This window comes from Paraburkholderia sp., from assembly GCF_047605525.1.
Taxonomy (GTDB): Bacteria; Pseudomonadota; Gammaproteobacteria; order Burkholderiales; family Burkholderiaceae; genus Paraburkholderia.
In genome coordinates this window covers 33,965-56,447 of the sequence record NZ_JASGFN010000005.1, presented here as the reverse complement: position 1 = coordinate 56,447, position 22,483 = coordinate 33,965, and the positions used below count along the sequence as shown (strand labels likewise).

Sequence of the window (22,483 nt, the reverse complement as noted above, 5' to 3'; positions counted from 1 at the left end):
AACAAGGTCGTTCAGTATTCGACGAGCCGGTTTTGCAGTTGCTGTTCCGTACTTCTGCTGTTTCGTACTTCTTTTGCAGTCAGAGATTCGGGAGGGTTGAGATGAGTATTTTTTCTTACCGAAAACACCTGCGGTTCCTGACGCGCGCGCAGCGCCGTCGCTGGTGGGATCAGAAAAAGCGCCTGACGCCGCGGGTGCGGATCAGCGGGGCCTACGTGCCGCCGAATGTGTCCCGCGAATTCGTGTATGTGAAGGTCGGTTAGCCGCGCGTCCTTTGCAGGTGAGAAAATGCCCGACCAGACGACTGGCCGGGCATTTTTTATGCGAAATTCCTTCCCGCTGTCAGGATTGAAGCGAATTTGTAATCAAACATTACCGGAATGCGAACTGCGGCGCGCCAGCGCGATCCCACCTTTGACGCGCAAGCGGGCAGTGCCGCTCAATCCCTTCCCAACCCCTTGATTCCCGGCCTGTTTTGCTCCCGTCACGTCGGCCTTCGCGCATACGCTGGCGGCACGCCGGTGCGCGTGCCGTGTCGTCAATTGCAATTTGCAACAAATGCGAACAGCCAGGCCGGGGCTTTTTCGATACATTGATTCAACAGCATGCGAGGCATGCGCAGTCGGCGACCTTGGCAGGCCGCGCTAGGAGAAGAAAAGTGAAAAAGATCGTTCCGTTTGTCGTTGCAGCCGCTCTCGGCTTGGGGCTTGCCGGAGCCGCTGAGGCGCACGTTTCCGTTGGTATCGGTATTGGGGTACCGATCGCGCCGGCGTATCCGGTGTATGCGGCGCCCCCGCCCGTCTATTACGCACCGCCCCCGCCGCCGGTCTATGCGCCGGTCGTGGTCGCGCCGCCTCCGGTGGTCGTCGGCGGCTATTACGGGTATGGGCGTCCTTACTATCGGCACGGGTACTATCGTGGCTACTACGGCCACGGATACTACCGCCGCTAATCGCGAGCGCGCGTGAAGCAGCATTAGAGCGCGCGGAATGTCGACGGCGTAACGCCGGCTTGAGGGCCGGCGTTACGCCGTTTTGTTTGGTGCGGCCACTTTTTTTGATTCCCGCGTCCAGTACGGCGAGCCGCGCAAGCGTCGTTCCAAAGCATCGGCGAAGCTGGGAGAATGCCTGTTTCGCCACCGCTCTCTGGAGAGTTTCGCCGATGCAAGCGCTTCCCGCTCCCACCTTTAATGACGTTCTCGACGCCGCCACACGCCTCGAAGGCGTCGCGCACCGCACCCCCGTCCTGACGTCGAGCACGTTCAACGAGCGCACGGGCGCGTCCGTGTTCTTCAAGTGCGAAAACTTCCAGCGCATGGGCGCGTTCAAGTTTCGCGGCGCGTACAACGCGATCTCGCATTTCGACGCGGAGCAGCGCAAGGCGGGCGTGCTGACCTATTCGTCGGGCAATCATGCGCAGGCGATCGCGCTGTCGGCGCGTCTCGCCGGCATCCACGCGACGATCGTGATGCCGCACGACGCACCCGAAGCCAAGGTCGCCGCGACGAAAGGCTACGGCGGCGAAGTGATCACCTACGACCGCTACAAGGAAAACCGCGAGGAAATCGGCCGGCGGCTTGCCGGGGAGCGCGGCATGACGCTGATTCCGCCGTACGATCATCCGCATGTGATCGCCGGGCAGGGCACCGCGGTGAAGGAACTGATCGACGAAGCCGGCCCGCTCGACATGCTGTTCGTGTGCCTCGGCGGCGGCGGGCTGATCAGCGGCAGCGCGTTGTCGGCGGCGGCACTGAGCCCGCAATGCACGGTGATCGGCATCGAGCCGGAGGCGGGCAACGACGGCCAGCAATCGCTCGCGCGCGGCGAGATCGTGCATATCGACACGCCGCGCACGATCGCCGACGGCGCCGCATCGACGCATCTCGGCGACTACACGTTCGCGGTTATCCGCAAGCTGGTCGCGCGAATCGAAACGGTCAGCGACGCGCAACTGATCGACACGATGCGCTTTTTCGCACAGCGCATGAAGATCGTCGTCGAACCGACCGGCTGCCTCGCGGCGGCGGCGGTGCTGAACGGCATCGTGCCGGTGAAGGGCAAGCGCGTCGGCGTGGTGGTGAGCGGCGGCAATGTCGATCTGCCGAAGCTCGCGCAGTATCTCGCCTGAGCGCTTTGATTCACTCCGCCTGAATGGAAAACGGCTCGCAGATGCGAGCCGTTTTCCTGTCGGTTCGACGCTTCACGCTTCAGCTTGCCAGCGGCGTGGTGCCCTGCACGATCAGATCGTGATACCCGTTGACGATCACGCTGTACGAGAAATACGCGAACAGCAGCGCCGACAGCACGTGACAAACGCGCAGCAGACCGGTGCCCGCGCGCTTACGCCCGTGACTGCCGAGCCCGCAGATAAAGAGCGTCCAGCACAGCCCGCCGAGAAAGAACCCGCCGAGGAAGATCAGCGCGGTCTTCGGGCTCGTCGCACCGGCTTTCGCGATCAGCGCGCCGCCGACCGCCGCGAACCACAGGATCGCCGACGGCGACGACACCGCGAGCAGCACACCGCGCAGAAATCCGCGCCACGCGGACAGATGCGGGCCGCCGGTATTGCCGTCGCCGGCCACCGCGGGCGCCGTGGCCGGGAACATCGCTTCGCGCGCCATCTTCCATGTGAGAAACAGCAGGATCGCCGCGCCGCCGACCCACACGACCCAGCGCACCGATTCGAATTGCAGCAGCGCGGCCATGCCCGCGAGCGCGAGCGTCGCGTAAATGAGGTCGCCGACGCAGGAGCCGAGACCGAGCCAGAAACCCGGCCGGAAGCCATGCGACAGCGTCAGCGAAATCATGGCGACATTGACGAGACCGATATCGAGGCACAGCGACAGCGACAGAAAAAATCCGTCCGACATCATTGAAAAGGCGTGCATCCGGGCAACCGCTCCATCCATTCCGTGGTTCGTTGTTTTGTGGCGCGGCTTGGGGCTCAAGGCTCAGGGCTTACCGAGGCCCAATTCGTTCCACAAGCCGTCGATGCGCTGCTTGACCGCGTCGTCCATCATGATCGGGCGCCCCCATTCGCGGTCGGTTTCGCCGGGCCACTTGTTGGTCGCGTCGAGTCCCATCTTCGAGCCGAGTCCGGCCACCGGGGACGCGAAATCGAGATAGTCGATCGGGGTGCGATCGACGAGCACCGTGTCGCGCGTCGGGTCGACACGCGTGGTGATCGCCCAGATCACTTCCTTCCAGTCGCGGATATTGACGTCCTCGTCGACGACGACGATGAACTTCGTGTACATGAACTGGCGCAGGAAGCTCCATACGCCGAACATCACGCGCTTCGCGTGGCCGGGGTAGCTCTTCTTCATCTGCACGATCGCCATGCGGTAGCTGCAACCCTCGGGCGGCAGATAGAAGTCGGTGATTTCGGTGAACTGCTTCTGCAGCAGCGGCACGAACACTTCGTTCAGCGCGACGCCGAGCACAGCGGGCTCGTCGGGTGGCTTGCCGGTGTAGGTGGAGTGGTAGATCGCGTCGCGCCGCATCGTGATGCGCTCGACCGTGAAGACTGGGAACCACTCCTGTTCGTTGTAGTAGCCGGTGTGGTCGCCGTACGGACCTTCGAGCGCGTGTTCGTAGCGCGCCGCGCCGCCCTTCGACGGACGCGGCGGTGCGCCCGCGGGAGCAGGGGCGGGCTCGCCGTCCTGCGGGTGGATAAAGCCCTCGAGCACGATCTCGGCGCGCGCGGGCACCTGCAGGCCATCGACGCCCGGCGTCAGGCACTTCGCGAGTTCGGTGCGCCCGCCGCGCAACAGACCGGCGAACTGGTATTCGGACAGCGTGTCGGGCACCGGCGTAACCGCGCCGAGGATCGTGGCGGGGTCCGCGCCGAGCACCACCGCCACCGGATACGGCTGGCCCGGATTGCGCAGCGCGAACTCGCGGAAATCGAGCGCGCCGCCGCGATGCGCGAGCCACCGCATGATCAGCTTGTTGCGGCCGATCAATTGTTGCCGATAGATTCCGAGATTCTGCCGGCTCTTGTTCGGGCCTTTCGTGACGGTCAGCCCCCAGGTGATCAGCGGGCCGGCGTCGCCGGGCCAGCAGGTCTGGATCGGCAGTTTGGCGAGATCGACGTCGCCGCCTTCCCAGACGATTTCCTGGCAGGGCGGCGCGCTTACCGTCTTCGGCGCCATATCCCACACCGCCTTGGCGAGCGAGAACAGCTTGCCGGCGTCCTTGAGCCCCTTTGGCGGCTCCGGTTCCTTCAGCGCGGAGAGCAGCCGGCCGACGTCGCGCAGCGACTCGAACGCCGCGTTGTCGCCAACGCCCGCCTGCGCGTCGATCCCCATGCCGAGCGCGACGCGGCGCGGCGTACCGAACAGATTGCCGAGCACCGGGAACGCGTGCTGCCCGGTGTTCTCGAACAACAAAGCCGGACCACCCGCGCGCAACACGCGGTCGCAAAGTTCGGTCATTTCGAGATTCGGCGATACCTTCTGCGAGATACGGCGCAATTCACCGATCGTTTCAAGGCGGCTGACGAAATCGCGCAGGTCTTTGTATTTCATCTGTGATGGTTCGGGGCCGCTGGGCGGCGGGTAAGGGGAAAGAGCGGGCAATCAGCGGCAAAGAGAACCCTGACCCTGCCTCAAAAAACGCGATTGTCGATTTTACCTGTGTTGGCGAGCGCACGTAGACCCAGCCAAATGGCCTGATCGAGGCGGCTAAGGCCAAATTGCCCCAAACGCGCCTCGCACGCGGTTATCGAGCAACTGAACACTGTTCATAATTACAAATAGTTATAAATTTTGATTCTTATAGTGTTGACGATCTATAAAACCGTGCATAGAATCCGTCGACATTGGTTGCAGGGCGCTAACCTTTTTACCGGCGCCCCCGGTTCTTAAGACGCATCGCGTCACCGTTTCCGCTCCCAAGCAGGGTACGAACGGCCTATTGAAGTCCTCGCCGGCGTTCATCAACGCTGGTTTTTTTCGCGCGGGAGCCGAGCCCGGCATGCATCGAGCATGTACGGGCTGTTTTTGAGATGGCTCCCCCAAACGGTATTTGCCGTTTTCCCGACGTCGCTGCTGCCCAACCAGACAGAGCATGCGATGTCTTGACTCTGCGAACACGTGGTATCGCCTGATCATCCGGGCGGGATTCGCGGATCATGCAAGATGGGAGATCTGAATGAACGCCTGGTTATCGTGGCGTCCCGATGAGCGTATTGCGCAGATTATGCGTGGGGCGCTGCGTCGCGGGACGCGACTGAGTCATCATCTGTTCAGCATTGTCGGCGGCATCGCCGTGGTGCTGGCTCTCGCACTGTGGCTGATGCCGACCTGGCGCGGCATGCTCGCCGCGCGGCTGATGCCCGTGATTTCCGCCGCCGTGCAGGCGGGCCCCGTCCGTCTGCTGCAAGGCAACCCGCTGCCGTCCATCGGACCGGCTGGAACCGCCGGCGCATCGTCCGACGAGTCGCTGTCGGCCAATTCCCCGAACAGCAATATCAATATCGACGGCGCGAACGACGGCAGCACTACCTTCACCGCGAGCAACACCAGCTTCGATGGCGCCTTCGACGGCTCGGGCTCCGCCGGCATGGGCATCGCGGCGCTGAACGGCCTCGATCCGCGCACGATGCAGAGCGTGAGCGCACTCGCGCGCCTGATTCCGGCGCAGCGCGTGTCCGCCGATGCGCGCGACGACCGCGTGCTCGTATCGAGCCATGAGCAGGAGCTGGTCGCGTCGTACCTCGCTCGCCGCTATCGGGTCGCTCAGGAGCCCGTCAGTGAGCTCGTCAAGGCCGCGTTCGATACCGGCCGCGAAGTCGGCCTCGATCCGCTGCTGCTGCTGTCCGTCATGGCGATCGAGTCGGGCTTCAATCCATACGCCGAAAGCGGCGTCGGCGCGCAAGGCCTGATGCAGGTGATGTCGAAGGTACATTCGGACAAATTCCAGTATTTCGGCGGCGAGAGCGCGGCGCTCGAACCGCTCGCGAACATCAAGGTCGGCGCGCTGGTGCTGAAGGATTGCATCGCGCGCGGCGGTTCGTTGCCGGGTGGCCTGCGCCTCTACGTTGGTTCGAGCACGCAGGACGACGGTGGCTACGGTGCCAAGGTGATGGCCGAGCGTGGCCGTCTGCGCGACGTCGCGCGCGGCCGCAAGGTGCCGATCAACGCACCGCAGGCGCCGGTTCTGACCGCGTCGGCCAATCCGGCTCCGGCCGGCGCAACCAGTAGCGGCGGTAACGGCAAGCGAGTGCAGGTGACGCTGCAGACCGGCCATACGTTGAGCTCGGCGGCAGCGGCGACGACGTCGGCGGCGCCGGCAACGCATACGCAATCGGTTGAGCAGGACGATGCGAGCGCCGGTGCGACGCGGCATGTGGCGTCGGCTTCGGAGCTTGGAGCCTGAATCAGGCGACTCTGAGTTTCGCGGCGGTGCGCGCCTGAAAATCTCTGGCACGTGTGAAAAAAGGACACTCGAGGGTGTCCTTTTTGCGTTTGGGGCGCTACCGCCGTTTTACGTGCGCGCCTCGCTCAATGCCGCCCGAACAGCTTCGCCAGCCGCTCGACCGCCTCTTCGAGCTTCGGATACGCGGTTGCATACGACAGCCGGATGTACGCCTGCGGCGCATGCGTGCCGAAGTCCATGCCCGGCACCAGCACGACGCCGGCGTCGTGCAACATCGCCCTGGTGAGGGCCGCGCTATTGCCGGCCTCCGGATGCGCGACGCCGCGGCAATCGGCATATACGTAGAACGCGCCGTCGGGCATCACCGGCACCGCGAAGCCCAGCGATTCGAGCGCCGGCGCGATGAAGTCGCGGCGCCGCTTGAATTCGAGGCGCCGCGCTTCGTAGATCGCGATCGTCTCGGGTGCGAAGCAGGCGAGTGCCGCGTGCTGCGCGAGCGCCGACGCGCAGATGAACAGGTTCTGCGCGAGTTTTTCGAACGCGCTGACCATCGCGGGCGGCACCACGAGCCAGCCGAGTCGCCAGCCGGTCATGTTGAAGTACTTCGAGAAACTGTTGACGGTGATCACGTCGTCGCCGTACGACAGCGCCGACACGGGCTTTGCATCGTAGCTCAGGCCCTGGTAGATCTCGTCGACGATCGTGAAGCCGCCACGCGCCCTGACGGCCTTCACGATGCGCTCGAGCTCGGCCGGTTCGATCGACGTGCCGGTCGGATTCGACGGCGAAGCGAGCAGCACACCGCGCGTGTGTTCGCCCCACAGACGCTCGACGTCGGCGGCCGTCAGTTGGAAACGCTCGGCCGGCCCACTCGGCACCAACACCGGCTTGCCTTCGGCGGCGATCACGAAATGGCGGTTGCACGGATAGCACGGGTCGGGCATCAGCACTTCGTTATCGCGATCGACGAGCGCCGCGCACGCCAGCAGCAGCGCCGCAGACGCCCCCGCGGTGACGACGATCCGTGCCGGGTCGACGCTGATGCCGTAGAACCTGGCGTAATGCGCGGAAATCGCGTCGCGCAGCGCGTGCAGGCCGAGTGCGCTCGTGTACTGCGTGACGCCGCGGCGCAGCGCGTTCGCCGCTGCGTCGATGACCGGCTCGGGCGCGGTGAAATCGGGCTCGCCGATGCCCATGTGGATGATGTCGCGCCCTTCGCGCTCGAGGAGCGCGGCCTCCTTGGCCAGTTCCATCACGTAGAAAGGCTGGATGGCGTCGACGCGGGCAGCAAGCCGCGCCAGCGGTTCGGTCACGGAGTTCATACAGTCAGATCCAGTTCAGAAGCAGAAGCGGGACGTCGGCGCATGACCGCCACGACGCATGGCGGCATGCGCGCCGCGCTCAGCTCTTGCGGGCCGCCTGCGTCTCGGCGGCGCGCATCTGCGCCGAGAGCTTATCCAGCACGCCGTTCACGTACTTGTAGCCGTCCGAGCCGCCGAACGTCTTGGTGAGTTCGACCGCTTCGTTGATGACCACGCGGTACGGGATGTCGAGGTGATTCTTCAGTTCGAACGCGGCGACCAGCAGTACCGCGCGCTCGACCGGCGACAGTTGATCGATCGGACGATCGAGGCACGGCGCGATCTCGGCGGACAGCGCCGCCGAATCGCGCATCACGCCATGCAGGATCGCGTCCAGATGCTCGTGGTCGGCTTTGTCGTAACCTTGCGCGCCGCGCAGCTGCGCGTCGATCTCACCGCCGGGCGAGCCCGACAGTAGCCACTGGTAAAGCCCCTGCGTGGCCAGTTCGCGGGAGCGTCGGCGTGCGCTCTTCATGCTTCTTCCTCGTCGTCCTCGTCTTCTTCATCATCGTCGTCGCCGCCGAGTTGCTCGAGCGCGACCGCGAGATTGGCCATTTCGACGGCCACCCGCGCGGCGTCGCGACCCTTCTCGGTCATGCGCGCGACAGCCTGCTCGTCGCTCTCGGTGGTCAGCACCGCGTTCGCAACCGGAATGCCGAAGTCGAGGCCGACGCGCGAGATGCCCGCGCCGCTTTCGTTCGAGACCAGCTCGAAGTGGTACGTCTCGCCGCGAATCACCGCGCCGAGCGCGATCAGTGCGTCGAATTGCGCGCTTTCCGCGAGCTTTTGCAGTGCGAGCGGGATTTCCAGCGCACCCGGCACCGTGACGAGCAGCACGTCTTCGCCGGTCACGCCGAGGCGTTCGAGTTCTTCGATGCAGGAGTCCGCGAGGCCATTGCAAACGGGTTCGTTAAAGCGCGCCTGGACGATGCCGATGCGCAGTCCGTCGCCGTCGAGATTCGGTTGGTATTGTCCGATTTCCATGTGAATTCCGTAGTGTTTAAGTGGGCGCAGTGAGTGGGGCGCGTGGCGTGAGTGGCCGGATCAGCCTTGCGGGGCTTGCGTGCTGCTGCCGGGCATCGGAATGAAGCCCGTGACTTCGAGACCGTAACCCGACATGCTGCCGAGCTTGCGCGGGTTCGACAGCACCTGCATCCTGCCGACGCCGAGTTCGCGCAGAATCTGCGCGCCGATGCCGTAGGTCTTGAAGTCGACCGGGCGGCGCTTGAGTACGTTGGCTTTTTCCTGCGAGTCGAACGCCTTGAAGACGTCGATCAGATGGTCTTTCGAGTCGCCGCAGTTCAGCATCACCACCACGCCGAGATCGCGTTCGGCGATTTCTTTCATGGCCGCATCCAGCGTCCACGAATGGGTGGATTCGCCGACTTCGAGCAGATCCAGCACCGATAGCGGCTCGTGCACGCGCACCAGCGTGTCCTGATCCGGCTTCGGCGTGCCGCGCACCAGCGCGATGTGCGGCTGGCCGCTCGGCTGGTCGAGATACATGACCGCGCGGAACGCGCCGTGCGCGGTCTGCATCGTGCGTTCGCAGATGCGCTCGACGATCGATTCGGTGCGGCTGCGATAGTGGATCAGATCGGCGATCGTGCCGATCTTCAGGCCGTGCTCCCGCGCGAACTCGATCAGGTCGGGCAGGCGCGCCATCGTGCCGTCGTCGTTGATCACTTCGCAGATCACCGAGGCCGGCGTGAGGCCGGCGAGCGCGGTGAAGTCGCAGCCGGCCTCGGTATGGCCGGCGCGTACCAGCACGCCGCCCGGCTGGGCCATGATCGGGAACACGTGACCCGGCTGCACGATGTGCTCGGGCCGCGCGTCCGGCGCGACCGCGGCGGCAACCGTGCGGGCGCGGTCGGCCGCGGAAATGCCGGTGGTGACACCTTCGGCCGCCTCGATGCTGACCGTGAACGCGGTACCGTACTGCGTGCCGTTGCGGTAGGTCATCAGGGGCAGGTTCAACTGCTTGCAGCGTTCCTGGGTCAGCGTCAGGCAGATCAGGCCGCGGCCGTAGCGGGCCATGAAGTTGATCGCTTCCGGGGTGACGAACTCGGCGGCGATCACGAGGTCGCCCTCGTTTTCGCGGTCTTCTTCGTCGACGAGGATCACCATCCGGCCGGCTTTCAGTTCGGCGATGATCTCTTGGGTGGAGGCGAGCGTCATGTTGGCGAGATTTTCGGGAAAGCGCGTATTTTACGCCACGCGCGGGTCCAAGTCGCCTCCGCCGGACGACATAGGCCGTTTGGCCGACTGGCGAGGAGAGGGGCGCCGTTGCTATGCTCGTCGAACCGGTGGACGAGGGCCGGGACGTGGCGCTACTACGCGCAGGTCGAGGACGCGCTGAAGATCGCCCAGGCCCGTGAACTATCCGTGGGGGCCGAAGCGCCCGCGCTATCCGTACCGCGCGCACGAATTGAACGCGGCGGCGCTCGGCATCGGCTGAAGCCCTACCGCTTGCCACGATATCGGCGCTGCGCGGCGAACTGTGGCGGGCGCGAACCGTTACGCCCGCGCCTGGGTCATACGACGTCGATCACGACCTTGATGGTCGCGCCGGCTTCGGCCGCATCATGCGCTTCCATCGCCGTATCGAGCGTGAAACGGCGTGGATCCACGATGGGACGAATCTTGCCGGCTTCGACCAGTGCGGTGATCTCGCGCAGAATCGCCCCGTGATGAGCGCGACGTTCGCCACCCAGCATCGGGTACAGCACGAACACGCCGCTGATGTCCGCGCAGCGGAACGACGAAGTCGCCAGATTGTGCGTGCCGTACGCCGCGCAACTGACCACGCGGCCATAGGGGAGCGTGGCGCCGAGCGACGCTTCGAGCGTGTCGCCGCCCACGGTGTCGTAGACGACGTCGAAGCCTTTGCCGCCGGTGTATTGCCGCAGATATTGCTCGATGGTAGTGCTCGTGTAGTCGATCGGCGTGGCGCCGAATTGCCGCATGAGATCGTGCTTGCGGCTGGAGGCGGTGGCGTAGACGTCCGCGCCGAGCGCCTTCGCGATCTGCACAGCCAGATGGCCCACGCCGCCCGCGCCGCCCTGAACCAGCACCGTCTGTGCTGGCTGCACGTGCGCGCGGTCGACCAGGCCTTCCCAGGCGGTCAGCGCGACGAGCGGCAGCGCGGCGGCCTCGCGCATCGTCAGATTGGCGGGCTTTTTCGCCATCAGCGCGGCGTCGACGGTCATGAATTCGGCGAGCGAGCCCTGTAAGCCACGCACGCCGCCGGCGAGCCCGTACACCTCGTCGCCAGCCGCAAAGCCTTGCACGCCCGCGCCCACCTCGGTGACGACGCCGGCGACGTCGGTGCCCAGCACGGCCGGCAACTCCGGTGCCGCGAAGGGCGCGCGCCCCTGGCGGATCTTGTAGTCGAGCGGATTGACGCCGCTCGCGTGGACGCGCAGCCGCAATTGCCCCGCGGCGGGGAGCGACGATTCGATATCGGCGACGCGAAAACGGCCGTTCTGGTAGGTGTCGAGAAGAAGTGCTCGCATGATGGATGATCCTGAATCGGCTTGAAGTGAGAGGTTGACGGTGCTTCTCGCGGTTCTGTGCGCCGCGAGAATGAGGTCATTCTGGACGCGGTCGATCGATCGGATAAGATGGTCAATCGCGCACTCAATGCTGAGCAGAATTCATCAATGAACGAGAACAGCGAGCTATCGGAACTGGCGGTCTTTGCCAGCGTGGCGACCCATCGCAGCTTCAGGAAGGCGGCACTCGAGCGCGGCACGTCCGCGTCGGCGGTGAGTCATGCAATACGCAGCCTCGAGAGCCGGGTTGGTGTGCGGCTCTTTCATCGGACCACCCGCAACGTGTCGCTGACCGACGCCGGACAGATGCTGTTCGCGAAACTGGGCCCGGCGCTCGCGGACATCCGCGCGGCCGTCGACGAACTCAATTCGTGGCGCGATACGCCGTTCGGCACGGTCCGGCTCAATGTGCCCAATACGCTTGCGCCGTTCGTGCTCGGCGAGACGATCGAGACATTGCTGAAGACCAATCCCGGCTTGCGTCTCGAGATCGTCGCGACGGACCGGCGCGTCGACATCGTGGAAGAGGGCTTCGACGCGGGCATTCGCTTCGGCGAACGGCTGTCGCAGGACATGGTCGCGGTGCGCATTCGTTCGAATCTGCGTTTCGCGGTTATCGGCTCGCCCGCTTATTTCGATGGCAGGGCGGTTCCGGCGACGCCTCAGGATCTGCACGATCACGTTTGCATCCGCTATGCGTTTCCAGGCGGCACGATTCTGCACTGGGAGTTCCTGAAGGATGGCGAGTCGATGCAGGTGGACGTCGACGGCCCGCTCACGCTCGACAGCCAGGAACTGATGGTGGACGCCGCCGTGCGTGGACTGGGTCTCGCGTACGTGTGGGAGCAGCGCGCGGCACCCGCCTTGCGGGAGGGTTTGCTGATGCGCTGCCTTGAAGAATGGTGCCCGGTCGACGAAGGGCTTTTTCTGTATTTCCCGAGCCGCAGGCATCAAACCGCGGGCTTGCGCGCGGTGATCGAGGCATTGAGGGCGTGAGGCGCCCCGGTCGGCTTGGTTTGCCGCCGTTTGTCGCCCCACGGCACGCGTCGCTTCAGTCGATTCCCGCTGCTCTTTTTGCGTCTACATTGTCTATATCGTTTGCGGAATGCTTCCGCTTCCGCGCGAAATTCCGTACGTCAGACCGCAGGAGGACCTTTCAATGAAACGCACATGGACGATCATCGGGGTGGCTGATGTGGCGGCGAGCTTCGGGTGGTACCAGTCTCTCTTTGGCCAGCCGCGAACCTCTCCCGCTCATGACTATTTCGGCCAGATCCTCGACACCGATGGCACGGTGCTGCTCTGCCTTCACGAGTGGGGTTCCCACGATCATCCGCCGTTGATGAGCCCCGCCAACGGCAAGCCAGGCAATGGCCTTCTACTGTTTTTCCGGGTCGACGATTTCGACCCGTGTCTGGCCAGAGCGAGGACGCTGGTTAGTCGGTTCGAAGAAGAACCGCATCTGAACCCGAAGACGGGAACGATGGAATTCGCGCTACGTGATCCGGATGGGTATTACGTGATGGTCAGCGCGCTTTAGGCGGCGTGAAAACTTGACTGGGGTCAACGATTTTTCAATGCCTGAAGCGTATGGTGCGGCCCGATCGCCGCGCGATGTCCGCTGAAAAACCGGGGGTTTCAGAGATATCATACCTTGTGGGTATGAAAGCGGACAGGAAAAGTATTGGACTCTCCAAACTCGCGAAGGGTATAAAAACGTCCAATGAACTCTCCTCTCGCAGCATCCGCCATGACCCTAGCGACCATCGAACGCATCGAAACCCGCCTCGTCGATTTGCCGACGATCCGCCCTCACAAGCTGTCGGTTGCCACGATGTACGGGCAGACCTTGATGCTCGTCAAGGTGTACTGCAGCGACGGCGTCGTCGGCATCGGCGAAGGCACCACGATTGCCGGCATGGCCTACGGCCCGGAAAGCCCGGAAGCGATGAAACTCGCGATCGACGCGTACTTCGCGCCGGCACTGATCGGCAAGGACGCGACCCGTATCCAGGCGTTGATGGCGCATCTCGGCAAGCTGGTCAAGGTCAATCACTTCTCGAAGTGCGCGCTCGAAACCGCGCTGCTCGACGCGCAGGGCAAGCGGCTCGGCGTGCCGGTGAGCGAACTGCTCGGCGGCCGTCGTCGTGAGCGCCTGCCGGTTGCGTGGACGCTCGCATCGGGCGATACCGCGAAAGACATCGCCGAAGCGGAGCATATGCTCGAAGCGCGCCGGCACAAGGTCTTCAAGCTGAAGATCGGCGCGAAGGAACTGAAGACCGACATCCGCCACGTCGCCGAAATCAAGAAGGCGGTGGGAGACCACGCCGCGGTGCGGGTCGACGTCAACATGGCGTGGAGTGAGACCCAGGCGGCGTGGGCGATCCCCGCATTGGCCGACGCCGGCTGCGATCTGGTTGAGCAGCCGGTGGCGTGCGCCGCGGCGCTCGCGCGTCTGATGCGCCGTTTCCCGGTTGCGCTGATGGCCGACGAAGTCCTGCAGGGTCCGGAAAGCGCATTCGAGATCGCGAAGAACGGCGGCGCCGACGTGTTCGCGATCAAGATCGAACAAAGCGGCGGTCTGTTCGCCGCGCAGCGCGTCGCCGCGATCGCCGATGCCGCCGGTATCGAACTCTACGGCGGCACGATGCTCGAGGGCGCGTTCAGCACGGTTGCCTCCGCGCATCTGTTCGCGAGCTTCGCGAACCTGCAATGGGGCACCGAATTGTTCGGACCGCTGCTGATCACCGAAGAGATTCTGACCACTCCGCTCGACTACAGCGACTTCGAGCTGACCGTGCCGAACGGCCCGGGTCTCGGCATCGAACTGGACGAAGCCAAGGTCAAGCGCTTCACCCGAGAAGGGCTGATGAAAGTCACCCAGTAAACGGACACCGATCAGGAGGATTCAAAGATGCTTTTCCATGTACGAATGGACGTGTACCTGCCGGTCGACATGCCGGCCGATGTGGCAAACGAAATCAAGAGCCGCGAGAAGGCTTATTCGCAGGAACTCCAGCGTAGCGGCAAGTGGCGCCATATCTGGCGATTGGTTGGCGAGTACGCGAACTACAGCATCTTCGATGTCGGGAGCAATGCCGAACTGCACGACATTCTGTCCGGCTTGCCGCTCTTCCCGTACATGAAGATTTCGGTGACGCCGCTGTGTCGTCACCCGTCGTCGATTCGGGACGACGACATCTGAGCCCAGGAAGCACGCGTCGAAGACGAGCGCAGCCCACGCCATTTTTTCCCCTAATACAAACTGGAGACAGTCATCGTGAGCGTCAAAGTATTTGAAACCAGGGAAGTTCAGGACCTGCTGAAGGCAGCATCCAATCTCGATGCGGGCAATGGCGACGCCCGCTTCCAGCAGATCGTTTTCCGTCTGCTCGGTGACCTGTTCAAGGCCATCGACGACCTCGACATCACGCCGGACGAAGTGTGGGCCGGTGTCAACTACCTGAACAAGCTCGGCCAGGACGGCGAAGCGGCGCTGCTCGCGGCCGGTCTCGGTCTCGAGAAGTACCTCGACATCCGCATGGACGCCGAGGACAAGGCGATCGGCGTCGAAGGCGGCACGCCGCGTACGATCGAAGGCCCGCTGTACGTCGCCGGGGCGACGGTGCGCGACGGCGTCGCGAAGATCGACATCAATCCGGACGAAGACGCGGGCCCGCTCGTGATTCACGGCACGGTCAAGGATATGGACGGCAAGCCGGTCGCCGGCGCGGTCGTCGAATGCTGGCACGCGAATTCGAAGGGCTTCTACTCGCACTTCGACCCGACCGGCGCGCAGAGCGAGTTCAACCTGCGCGGCGCGGTGAAGACCGGCGCGGACGGCAAATACGAGTTCCGCACGCTGATGCCGGTGGGTTATGGCTGCCCGCCGCACGGCTCGACCCAGCGGCTGCTGAACGTGCTCGGCCGTCACGGCAACCGTCCGGCGCACGTGCACTTCTTCGTCACGAGCGATTCGCATCGCAAGCTGACCACGCAATTCAACATCGAAGGCGATCCGCTGATCTGGGACGACTTCGCGTACGCAACGCGCGAGGAACTGATTCCGCCGGTCGTCGAGAAGACCGGTGGCGCGGCGCTCGGCCTGAAGGCCGACGCGTACAAGGACATCGAATTCAACTTCACGGTGACGCCGCTGCTCCAGGGTAAGGACAACCAGCTCGTCCATCGCCTGCGCGCGTCGGCCGAGGCGTAACTCGCTCGCGGCGGGCATCATCCGGACCGATGCAAGTCCTCGTGCATGGCGTTGGCCATGCACGAGGATTTCTCGCGTACCGGCAACCCTGACGGTCGGCAGCCATGCCGGCCAAATATCTGTGAAGCGTTGAGGAGCTGACGGTGTCGAACAAAATTCGTGAGCAGGCAGCGCACGATATCGCGTCCGTGCTGCCGGGCCGGATCCACGATCTGGCGCGGCTGCGGATTCTGATCGATGACAGTGAACCCGTCGTTACCGTCGTCGGCAAGTACAACCACGGCAAGAGCAGTCTGCTCAACGAATTGCTGGGCCGCGACGCGTTTGCCGTTTCCGACAGGCGTGAAACGGTGCGTCTGTCGGACAGCGTGCATCAGGGCGTGCGCTGGCTCGACGCACCGGGACTCGACGCGGACGTCGGCACGCAGGACGATCGTGAAGCGTTGCGGGCCGCGTGGTTGAACTCGGACATCCGGCTCTTCGTGCACGCCGCGAAAGAAGGCGAGCTCGACGCGAAGGAACTGAAGCTGTTGACCGAACTCGACGCCGATCGCGTCAGGACCGGGCGGCGAACCCTGTTCGTGCTTTCGCAGGTGGACCAACTGGCTGACGATGCCGCGCTGCGCAAGGTTGGCGACGCTATCGACCGGCAGATGCCGGGCATCGTGCTGAATGCCGTGTCGTCGGTACGTCATCGCAAGGGGCTCGAGGGCGGCAAGAAACTGTTGCTGGAAAAGAGCGGCGTTCCCGCGCTGCAGGCGGCGCTGCACGCGGAACTCGCGCGCGTGCCGAACGCGCGAGCGCATGAAACCGCGCTGCTGGTCGGCGAGATTCACGAGGAATTGCGGTTGCTTTGCGCCGCGCAGCAGACCTCACTGGATCTTCTTCGCTGCACGCGCCAACAGCAGAAGCGGGACTTTGATCGGGACCTCGCGGCCGTCATCGAAAAGGTGGCCGGCGATATCGATACGATGTTGAACGGGCTGGGCACCGACCATGCGATCGTGCCGGATTCCGCGAAAGACGCGTACATGATCACCGCGGGCAAGCTGGAACGCGCGCATATCCAGATCGCCTACTCGCGCGCGTGCATCGAAATCGACGCGGTGTTGACCGGACACGGCGTCGTCGGTTTGCCGTCGGAACAGCGCACAGCGGCAAACAGCCTGAACTCCGTGATGATCGCGGTGATGGGCGTGTCGGTGAAGTTCCGCAAGGACCTGCGCAGGATGTTCTGCGAGGCGTCGGGCCGGGAGCGCATGCAGCGCGAGTTCACGCACTACTACGAACTCTCCGCCGACCAGAAGGCACTGGCTGCGCAGATTGCCGATACGGAATCCGCGATTGCCGCGTCGGAAAAGGCGTCGGCTGCAATACGGATGTTCGGGGCGTGAGCATGAAAGCCGACGCGAACCATGAGCAGCGCTTCATTGCCGGAATCGATGCGTTCGACTTCATCGCCGGGGACATCGACGCGCTTCTTTCCGTGCTGAACGCGTGGCTCGCGAAGCTGAACGCCGATCTGCAGGCCGGCCGTTTGTCGTGGGATGGGCTGCGGGCACACAACGCGCTGGCGGTTCAGGCCGATGCGGTCAACACGTTGCTGCGCGATAGCGAGCAGACGTGGACACAGCAGTGGGTCGGCCTGCAAGCCACCCGGGATCTGGCGGATCAATTCGACGACGAAGCGTTGCTGCTGGTGTTCGGTAAGTTCAACGCCGGCAAGAGCTCGTTCTGCAATTTCCTCGCTGAGCGCTTCGCCGCGCACAAGCGGCCGGTGCGGTATTTCCACGTCGAGGCCGGCCGCATCGTGGAAACTTCGGAGCCGTTCAGGGAGGGCGCGACCGAAACGACGTCGCGGCTGCAAGGTGTGTGTCTCGGCGAAAAGCTGGTGCTGCTCGACACGCCCGGATTGCATTCGGTGACGCCGGAAAATGCCGCATTGACGCAGCGTTTCACCGAGAGCGCCGATGGCGTCTTGTGGCTGACCAGTTCCACGTCGCCGGGACAGGTGCAGGAGCTCGACGAACTCGGCCGTGAGTTGCACAGGAACAAGCCGCTGCTGCCGGTCGTAACGCGTAGCGATGAGTACGACGAAGACGAGGTCGATGGCGAGATCGTCAAGCGTCTGTGCAACAAGAGCGCGCGGCGTCGCGCGCTGCAGGAGCACGACGTCCGGGTTCGGGCGCGGGAAAAGCTCGTCGCGATGGGCGTCGACGCGGCGCTGCTGGAGCCGCCTGTTTCGATCTCCGTGTATGTGGCGCGCGAGCAGGAGCAGACGCCGGAGGCTCTGGCAGACGCCGGGTTTGGGAAGCTTTATGCCGCGTTGCTCGCGATTGCCGAACCCGCGCTGGCTTACAAGCGGCGCAAGCGGGCCGAGATACTGCTGCATCATCTTGAAGAAAACGTATTGGGTCGCTTGCAGGGCGACGTGCTGCCGTTGCTTGGCGAGCTGGACAGGTCGTCGCAAGCCGCGCTTGCGACGCTGGAGCACGAGCAGGAGCGGATCGCGAATGCCGTGTGGCGCGGTATCGTGCCGACGTTGCCCGGATTGCTGGATACGTATGTGGCAGCACGTGATGTGAAGGCGCTGTGCGATACCGTGTCGGAATCGGTCGTCGAGATGTTCGGCCGCGAAGCGGAACGGTTGTTGGGCGATTACGTTATCGCGCCTGAGGTTTCGCTGGCGCGGTTCGAACTCGATGATGTGGCGGATTTTGACGGCATCGCGGTCGGGCATCCTGGAGCGGATGGGCAGGTATGCGAGGTCGCTGGTATTGATTTTGGGCGTCTCCATGCCGCATTGAGCAACGCGATCCGGGAGTGTTTGCTGCGCCTCTGCAGCGATGCCGCTCGACGGTGCCGCGCGTCGATTGCCAGATTGACAGCGCTCACGCGGGGCCTCGAGGAAGCGTTAAAGGTCCACGAAGAACAGTTGCGCGAACTGAAGCGGAAGGTGCGGTCGGAATCGGTCTGATGTGGAGCGGTTCAATCCTTGTCCTTCGAGGAGGGCGTCATGCTTACATTCAAGGTCACAACGGTCGGGGCTTCGGTTGGCTTCATTCTTACCAGGGAGGCGATGGCACGGCTCAAGGTGCAGAAGGGCGATACCGTGTATCTGACCGAGGCGCCCGAAGGCGGCTATCGGATTACGCCGTACAACCCGGATTTTGAACGCCAGATGAAGCTCGCGGAAGAAATCATGCACGATGTCGCGATATTCTGCGGGCGCTGGCCAAATGACACCGTGGCGCTGGGTGCGCGCGGATCTGACCTATGCCGTCCATGATCGCCAGCTTGCCGAGCATGGGGGCTCGATGGCGTGCGTGACAAAGGGGCCGCGGAGCCAGCGCTGGCACGCCCGCAGAATCTCGAGGTTTATGCGGGAGCGGACGCAGCGGCGCTCGCCGCCGCATATGCCTATGGGCTAGAGCGCAATCATGGCTTTGCGGACGGCAACAAGAGAACCGCCTGGGTGGTTGCGCGCCTTTTCCTGGCAGACAACGGCTATCGGTTGAAGTTTGATCCGGCCGACGCCGTCAGGACCATGGAAATGGTTGCCGCTGGCGCGCTCGACGAAGCTGCGCTGGCGGAGTGGTTCCGGCAACGGATCGCCGGGTAAGTCGACAGACGATCAAACTCGAAACTCGCGCTGGATTAACCAGTTACGAGCGTCCCGTCGGGGACGCCGACGACAGCATCCGCTCCACATACCGCGCAATCAGATCGATCTCCAGATTCACCCGCACGCCTTCCCGCAGGTGCTTGAGCGACGTGACCTGCACGGTATGCGGAATCAGGTTGATCGAAAACTCGCAGCCGTCCTCGCGATCACTCACCGAGTTCACGGTCAGGCTCACGCCATTGACGGTAACCGAGCCCTTGTACGCGAGATAACGCCCGATCTCACGCGGCGCGAGAATCCGCAATTCGTGTGATTCGCCGACCGGCGCAAACCGGGTCACCGTGCCGAGCCCGTCCACATGACCGGCGACGATATGGCCGCCAAGCCGGTCATGCGCGCGCAGCGCCTTCTCGAGATTGACCTCGCCGGGTTCGCCCAGCCCCACCGTACGGTTCAGGCTTTCTCGCGACACATCCACCTCGAACGAATGATCGGTCTTCGCGACCACCGTCATGCAGGCGCCCTGGATCGTGATGCTGTCGCCGAGCTGAACGTCGGCGAGATCAAGGTCGCCGGCTTCGACGTTCAGGCGCACGCCCGCGTCGCCGCCCGCGCCGAGCGGCTTGACTGATTCGATGCGGCCCACTGCCGCGACAATTCCTGTAAACATCGTGCTAGTCCTCGATCATTTCGAAACGGTGGGAGACACAGGGTCGGCCCCGGGCACGGCTTGCCGCGCGAAGCGCGCGAGAATTCGCAGATCGTCGCCGATCCGCTCGACCGTGTGGAAGTTCAGTTTGATGCGCTCGTCGAGCGCGTCGGGCGCGGCGAGATTGAACATGCTCATCGAGTCCATGCCGAGCAGGCTCGGCGCGAGATACACGAGCAGTTCGTCGACGCAGCCTTCGCGCAGCAGCGAGCCGTTCAGCTTGTAGCCCGCCTCCACGTGCAGCTCGTTCACGCCGCGCTCGCCGAGCACGTTCAGCAGCCGCGGCAGATCGACCTTGCCGGCTGCATTGGGCAGCGGCACGATCTCGGCGCCGCGATCGCGCAGCGCGCTCGCCCGTTCTGCAAGCCGGTGATCGAGATGGCCGCAGAAGATCAGCGTCGGCGCGCCGGCCAGAATCTGCGCGTCGAGCGGCACCTCGAGCTGACTGTCGATCAGCACGCGCTGCGGCTGGCGCGGCGTATCGACCGCGCGCACCGTCATGCGCGGATTGTCCTCGCGCACCGTGCCGATGCCGGTCAGGATCGCGGATGCACGCGCGCGCCACGCATGGCCATCGGCGCGCGCGGCCTCGCTCGTGATCCACTGGCTCACGCCCGACGGCAAGCCGGTGCGGCCATCGAGCGACGCCGCCACTTTCATGCGCACCCACGGCCGGCCGCGCGTCATGCGCGACACGAAGCCGATGTTCAGCTCCTGTGCTTCATTCGCGAGCAGCCCGCAGCGCACCTCGATACCGGCTCCGCGCAGCATCGCGAGACCGCGTCCGGAGACCTGGGGGTTGGGATCTTCCATCGCGGCGATCACGCGGCCGATCTGCGCTTCGATCAGCGCGCTCGCGCACGGCGGCGTACGGCCGAAGTGGCTGCACGGTTCGAGCGTCACGTAGGCGGTCGCGCCGCGCAGATCGTGGCCGCGCGAGCGCGCATCCTTCAGCGCGCGAATCTCCGCGTGATCCTGGCCGGCCGGCTGCGTGTAGCCTTCGCCGATCACCTCGCCGTTCCTCACGAGCACGCAACCGACGCGCGGGTTCGGGTCGGTCGTGTACATGCCGCGCTTCGCGAGGGCGAGCGCGCGTTCCATATGGACGAAATCGGTTTGCGAAAACATCGGGGTCCGTTGTAGTGCGGTGTCTGGGTCGCGCTGGTTTCAGCCCTTCATTCAGCCCTTCAGCGACGCGAACGCGCCGCGCGCGGCGTCGATCGTCGCGTCGATCACCGCGTCGTCGTGCGCGATCGACACGAAGCCCGCTTCGTACGCGGACGGCGCGAAGTACACGCCCGTGTCGAGCATCTTGTGGAAGAACGCGTTGAAGCGCGGCACGTCGCTTTGCGTGACCTCGGCGAAGCTCGCCGGAATCGACTCGCGGAAGTAGAGGCCGAACATGCCGCCGAGCGCATCGGCCGCGAACGGCACGCCGGCTTCGCGCGCGGCCTGCTCGAGGCCTTGCGCGAGACGCGTAGTGCGCGCGGCGAGCGTGTCGTGGAAGCCGCGCGCCTGGATCAGTTGCAGCGTTTTCAGGCCGGCCGCGACCGCGATCGGATTGCCAGACAGCGTGCCCGCCTGATAGACGCCGCCGAGCGGCGCGAGGTGGGCCATGATGTCGCGCCGGCCGCCGAACGCCGCCGCCGGCATGCCGCCGCCGATCACCTTGCCGAGGCACGTGAGGTCCGGCGTGATGCCGTACAGTTGCTGCGCGCCGCCGAGCGCGACGCGAAAGCCGCACATCACTTCATCGAAAATCAGCACGGAGCCGTATTCGCTGCACAGGCGCCGCAGCGCCTGCAGGAATTCAGGCGTCGCGCGTACGAGGTTCATGTTGCCCGCGACCGGCTCGACGATCACCGACGCGATCTCGTTGCCGAACGCCTTGAACGCTTCTTCGAGCGCGGCGACGTTGTTGTACTCGAGGACCGTGGTGTGCTTCGCGATATCGGCCGGCACGCCCGCCGAGGTCGGATTGCCGAAGGTCAGCAGGCCCGAGCCGGCCTTCACGAGCAGGCTGTCCGCGTGGCCGTGATAGCAGCCTTCGAACTTGACGATGCGGCTGCGGTTCGTGAAGCCGCGCGCGAGACGCAGCGCGCTCATCGTCGCCTCGGTGCCGCTCGACACCATGCGCACCTGTTCGATCGACGGCACCAGCTTGCAGATTTCCTCGGCGATCTCGACTTCCGACTCGGTCGGCGCGCCGAACGAGAAGCCGTTCGCGAGCACGCGCTGCACCGCTTCGAGCACTTCCGGATGGACGTGGCCGAGGATCATCGGGCCCCACGAACCGATGTAGTCGGTATAGCGCTGGCCGTCCGCATCCCAGAAGTACGGGCCTTGCGCGCGCTCGATGAAGCGCGGCGTGCCGCCGACGGAGCGGAAGGCGCGCACCGGCGAGTTCACGCCGCCGGGGATGGTGCGTTGCGCGCGCTCGAAGAGGGTTTCGTTTCTGGACATGGCGATGGCTGGGATGGCTGGAATAGGGGTTACGAAGCGGCGCAAAGGGCCTCGGGCGATTGCCGCGGGCGATTCGCGCGATGCTGGGACAGGTCGAGAAATTGTACCGGAGTCGGCGTTGGAGAGCTTTGGGGCCGGGCTCGAGCGGCGGCGCGGGGTAGGGCTTTCAAGGGCT

At 64.5% G+C, this 22,483-nt stretch carries 21 protein-coding genes and 3 pseudogenes; 14 read left to right on the top strand and 10 right to left on the bottom strand.

Going from position 1 to position 22,483, the window contains the following annotated elements; translation table 11 throughout:
* The first annotated feature begins 32 nt into the window (after positions 1 to 32).
* From QM685_RS08840 to QM685_RS08830, 3 genes are all read left to right on the top strand, one after another.
* Positions 33 to 263, top strand: a complete 231-nt coding sequence (locus tag QM685_RS08840; protein ID WP_415115409.1) for a hypothetical protein — start codon at positions 33 to 35, stop codon at positions 261 to 263.
* Positions 264 to 658: 395 nt separating this feature from the next.
* Positions 659 to 952, top strand: a complete 294-nt coding sequence (locus tag QM685_RS08835) for a hypothetical protein (RefSeq protein WP_167046451.1) — start codon at positions 659 to 661, stop codon at positions 950 to 952.
* Positions 953 to 1,161: 209 nt separating this feature from the next.
* Positions 1,162 to 2,127 carry a threo-3-hydroxy-L-aspartate ammonia-lyase gene (locus tag QM685_RS08830; protein WP_415114839.1) on the top strand — a complete coding sequence of 322 codons (966 nt, stop codon included), beginning with the start codon at positions 1,162 to 1,164 and terminating at the stop codon, positions 2,125 to 2,127.
* Between the two features lie 79 nt (positions 2,128 to 2,206).
* On the opposite strand, the gene QM685_RS08825 is transcribed toward QM685_RS08830, so the two are convergent.
* Positions 2,207 to 2,887 (bottom strand): LysE family translocator, encoded by a 681-nt coding sequence (locus tag QM685_RS08825; RefSeq protein ID WP_415114837.1) that lies wholly within the window; start codon positions 2,885 to 2,887, stop codon positions 2,207 to 2,209.
* 63 nt (positions 2,888 to 2,950) lie between these two features.
* Complete coding sequence (locus QM685_RS08820; RefSeq protein ID WP_415114835.1) at positions 2,951 to 4,528, bottom strand: UbiD family decarboxylase; 1,578 nt, start codon at positions 4,526 to 4,528, stop codon at positions 2,951 to 2,953.
* Between the two features lie 625 nt (positions 4,529 to 5,153).
* Here QM685_RS08820 and QM685_RS08815 point away from each other — a divergent pair.
* The gene (locus QM685_RS08815) at positions 5,154 to 6,380 is read left to right on the top strand and encodes a transglycosylase SLT domain-containing protein (RefSeq protein WP_415114833.1); all 1,227 of its coding nucleotides are present in this window, start codon (positions 5,154 to 5,156) and stop codon (positions 6,378 to 6,380) included.
* 125 nt (positions 6,381 to 6,505) lie between these two features.
* Here the strand turns inward: QM685_RS08815 and QM685_RS08810 are convergent, their stop codons facing one another.
* The 4 genes from QM685_RS08810 to ribBA form a co-directional block, all read right to left on the bottom strand.
* Positions 6,506 to 7,702, bottom strand: coding sequence for a pyridoxal phosphate-dependent aminotransferase (locus tag QM685_RS08810; RefSeq protein ID WP_415114831.1), 1,197 nt, complete (start codon positions 7,700 to 7,702; stop codon positions 6,506 to 6,508).
* 79 nt (positions 7,703 to 7,781) lie between these two features.
* On the bottom strand, positions 7,782 to 8,216 hold the full coding sequence (nusB, locus tag QM685_RS08805; protein ID WP_415114829.1) for a transcription antitermination factor NusB: 435 nt from the start codon (positions 8,214 to 8,216) through the stop codon (positions 7,782 to 7,784).
* Positions 8,213 to 8,725 (bottom strand): 6,7-dimethyl-8-ribityllumazine synthase, encoded by a 513-nt coding sequence (gene ribH, locus QM685_RS08800; protein ID WP_415114827.1) that lies wholly within the window; start codon positions 8,723 to 8,725, stop codon positions 8,213 to 8,215. The genes nusB and ribH overlap by 4 nt, the downstream gene beginning before the upstream one ends.
* 60 nt (positions 8,726 to 8,785) lie before the next feature.
* The gene (gene ribBA, locus QM685_RS08795) at positions 8,786 to 9,919 is read right to left on the bottom strand and encodes a bifunctional 3,4-dihydroxy-2-butanone-4-phosphate synthase/GTP cyclohydrolase II (protein ID WP_415114825.1); all 1,134 of its coding nucleotides are present in this window, start codon (positions 9,917 to 9,919) and stop codon (positions 8,786 to 8,788) included.
* Positions 9,920 to 10,066: 147 nt separating this feature from the next.
* Here ribBA and QM685_RS08790 point away from each other — a divergent pair.
* Positions 10,067 to 10,236: pseudogene (locus QM685_RS08790) on the top strand (GMC family oxidoreductase); the annotation flags it as partial.
* Between the two features lie 39 nt (positions 10,237 to 10,275).
* Here the strand turns inward: QM685_RS08790 and QM685_RS08785 are convergent.
* Complete coding sequence (locus QM685_RS08785; protein ID WP_415114823.1) at positions 10,276 to 11,256, bottom strand: zinc-dependent alcohol dehydrogenase family protein; 981 nt, start codon at positions 11,254 to 11,256, stop codon at positions 10,276 to 10,278.
* 147 nt (positions 11,257 to 11,403) lie between these two features.
* Here QM685_RS08785 and QM685_RS08780 point away from each other — a divergent pair, with 147 nt between their 5' ends.
* The 9 genes and pseudogenes from QM685_RS08780 to QM685_RS08740 all read left to right on the top strand — a co-directional run bounded on the left by QM685_RS08780 (position 11,404) and on the right by QM685_RS08740 (position 19,133).
* On the top strand, positions 11,404 to 12,291 hold the full coding sequence (locus QM685_RS08780; protein WP_415114821.1) for a LysR family transcriptional regulator: 888 nt from the start codon (positions 11,404 to 11,406) through the stop codon (positions 12,289 to 12,291).
* A gap of 163 nt (positions 12,292 to 12,454) precedes the next feature.
* A complete protein-coding gene (locus QM685_RS08775) occupies positions 12,455 to 12,835 on the top strand; it encodes a VOC family protein (RefSeq protein ID WP_415114819.1) in 381 nt (126 codons plus the stop codon).
* 210 nt (positions 12,836 to 13,045) lie between these two features.
* Positions 13,046 to 14,182, top strand: a complete 1,137-nt coding sequence (locus tag QM685_RS08770; RefSeq protein ID WP_415114817.1) for a muconate/chloromuconate family cycloisomerase — start codon at positions 13,046 to 13,048, stop codon at positions 14,180 to 14,182.
* Between the two features lie 27 nt (positions 14,183 to 14,209).
* Positions 14,210 to 14,500, top strand: coding sequence for a muconolactone Delta-isomerase (gene catC, locus QM685_RS08765; RefSeq protein ID WP_415114815.1), 291 nt, complete (start codon positions 14,210 to 14,212; stop codon positions 14,498 to 14,500).
* Positions 14,501 to 14,575: 75 nt separating this feature from the next.
* Positions 14,576 to 15,511, top strand: coding sequence for a catechol 1,2-dioxygenase (catA, locus tag QM685_RS08760; protein WP_415114813.1), 936 nt, complete (start codon positions 14,576 to 14,578; stop codon positions 15,509 to 15,511).
* Positions 15,512 to 15,654: 143 nt separating this feature from the next.
* Positions 15,655 to 16,905 carry a GTPase gene (locus QM685_RS08755; RefSeq protein ID WP_415114811.1) on the top strand — a complete coding sequence of 417 codons (1,251 nt, stop codon included), beginning with the start codon at positions 15,655 to 15,657 and terminating at the stop codon, positions 16,903 to 16,905.
* A gap of 206 nt (positions 16,906 to 17,111) precedes the next feature.
* Entirely contained in the window at positions 17,112 to 18,488 is a 1,377-nt protein-coding gene (locus QM685_RS08750) for a dynamin family protein (protein WP_415114810.1), read from the top strand.
* Between the two features lie 39 nt (positions 18,489 to 18,527).
* Positions 18,528 to 18,754: pseudogene (locus tag QM685_RS08745) on the top strand (transcriptional regulator).
* Positions 18,751 to 19,133: pseudogene (locus QM685_RS08740) on the top strand (type II toxin-antitoxin system death-on-curing family toxin). The pseudogenes QM685_RS08745 and QM685_RS08740 overlap by 4 nt, the downstream one beginning before the upstream one ends.
* A 43-nt stretch (positions 19,134 to 19,176) precedes the next feature.
* On the opposite strand, the gene QM685_RS08735 reads toward QM685_RS08740, so the two are convergent.
* The 3 genes from QM685_RS08735 to hemL are packed head-to-tail and all read right to left on the bottom strand — an operon-like array spanning position 19,177 to position 22,308.
* Entirely contained in the window at positions 19,177 to 19,806 is a 630-nt protein-coding gene (locus QM685_RS08735; protein WP_415114808.1) for a riboflavin synthase, read from the bottom strand.
* A gap of 15 nt (positions 19,807 to 19,821) precedes the next feature.
* A complete protein-coding gene (gene ribD / locus QM685_RS08730) occupies positions 19,822 to 20,973 on the bottom strand; it encodes a bifunctional diaminohydroxyphosphoribosylaminopyrimidine deaminase/5-amino-6-(5-phosphoribosylamino)uracil reductase RibD (protein ID WP_415114806.1) in 1,152 nt (383 codons plus the stop codon).
* A gap of 51 nt (positions 20,974 to 21,024) precedes the next feature.
* On the bottom strand, positions 21,025 to 22,308 hold the full coding sequence (gene hemL / locus QM685_RS08725; RefSeq protein WP_415114804.1) for a glutamate-1-semialdehyde 2,1-aminomutase: 1,284 nt from the start codon (positions 22,306 to 22,308) through the stop codon (positions 21,025 to 21,027).
* Positions 22,309 to 22,483 lie beyond the last annotated feature (175 nt).